Source organism: Bradyrhizobium sp. NAS80.1, assembly GCF_001908205.1.
Taxonomy (GTDB): domain Bacteria; phylum Pseudomonadota; class Alphaproteobacteria; order Rhizobiales; family Xanthobacteraceae; genus Bradyrhizobium.
Genome location: NZ_LGHL01000378.1, coordinates 1 through 990, shown reverse-complemented (window position 1 = coordinate 990; position 990 = coordinate 1). Strand labels below are relative to the sequence as shown.

The 990-nt window shown below is 66.2% G+C and carries 1 protein-coding gene; it reads right to left on the bottom strand.

The features are described 5' to 3' along the window. Positions 1 to 90: 90 nt before the first annotated feature. Positions 91 to 990, bottom strand: a 900-nt coding sequence (locus AC629_RS43600; protein ID WP_084810749.1) for an RgsD C-terminal domain-containing protein, incomplete at its 5' end; no start/stop codon positions are given.

Below are 990 nucleotides of genomic sequence, written 5' to 3'. Positions count from 1 at the left end.
TGAGATTGGGATGAATCGTCATCGCGCTTTAGGTTATTGTTTGAGCATGATCTTTTCGGAAAACCGCTTCACACTTTTCCGGATCATGCGCTAGCGCGCGACGACTTCGACTTCACCGTCGACGCCGTTGACGACGTTGAAGCCGCGCTCGTAGACCTTGCCCTCGTTCTTGGCGATGGCGCGGTATTCGCCTTCGGAGAGCACGACGCGCGGGAAGGCGCCGATCGATTCCTTGATGACGTCGCCGCCGGGCGTCAGCACCGACCAGGCGGTGTTGGCAAGCGCCTCGCCGCCCCTGTCGCTGACCAGCTTCAGCGTGATGACGGCGGCGCGGTGCGTGATGGTGACGTCGGTGAGCTTGCCGGCCTGGACGCGGATGTCCGAGCGCACCACCGAATTGGCGTCGCCATAGTTGGAGATGATGTAATAGGTGCCCTCCGGCAGCAGCACGACGTCGCCGGCGGAGACGTTCGGCACCAGCGAGGCGCGCTCGCCCGACTCGAACTGGCTGCCCTTGTAGATCGCGAACGAGATCTGGTTCTGCGGAATGCGGCTGGTGCCGACACGGCCCTCGATGCGCAGGCCGCCGGCCGGCAGCACGAAGGATTCACGGTCGGTCTCGCCCTTCAGGCTGACGGTGCGCACCGCGCTGACGAGGCCGAAGGCGACGTGCACGACGTAATTGCCGGGCGGTAGCACGATATTGGGCGTGGCGTTGCGATCCTCACGGATCAGCTTGTAGGTGCCGTTCTCGTCGGGACGGTCGGCGAACACGCGCCAGACCAGGCCGCTGGTGATCTGGGGTGAGTCCTTGCCGTATTTCGCGGTCAGCGACAGCACAGCCTGTCCGGGCACGGTCGCGTTGAGCGGCGCGGCCGGTGGCACAGTCGTGACCGCAGGCGGCGGCATGCTGGGCGTGACCGGCTGCATCAGGGTCGGCTGCAGGCTGGAGGGGCCGGCGCCCGGCCCGGAGGGCGGCGCCAGGCTGAC